Origin of the sequence: Mesorhizobium sp. M8A.F.Ca.ET.208.01.1.1 (assembly GCF_004791315.1) — a bacterium.
In the GTDB taxonomy this organism is placed as follows: Bacteria; Pseudomonadota; Alphaproteobacteria; order Rhizobiales; family Rhizobiaceae; genus Mesorhizobium.
Window position 1 is genome coordinate 1 of sequence record NZ_SRUT01000142.1, and the last position, 357, is coordinate 357.

Sequence of the window (357 nt, forward strand, 5' to 3'; positions counted from 1 at the left end):
CTCGACATTGGTCTCGATCGCGATCGCTTCGCGCCGGGCGGCGCGGAACAGCACGCCGAACAGCGCCGCCCGATGCACCGCCAGCCCGAAGCGGCCGCCGCGTTGGGCATCGTAGCGGACGTCGAGCACCGTGCGGCCGCTTCTGGCGTCGGCGCCGTGCAGGCGATCGATGCGGCTGCCCAGCGAAAGGATGTCGCCGAGCAGGCCGCGTTCGGCCAGCACGCTGAGCCCGGTCGGCTGCAGGATCAGCCCGGAACCGACCGGCTTCGGCTCATCGAACCGCTCGAAGATAGTGACCCGGTGCCCTGCCCGCTTGAGATAGAGCGCGGTGGCCAGCCCGGCCGGCCCGGCGCCGGC

General features: G+C 72.5%; 1 protein-coding gene. It reads right to left on the minus strand.

Annotated features, from left to right (window positions below; translation table 11 throughout):
* Positions 1-357 (minus strand): FAD-dependent monooxygenase (locus EN851_RS34640; protein WP_148671498.1); only part of this gene is annotated, 357 nt, incomplete at both ends.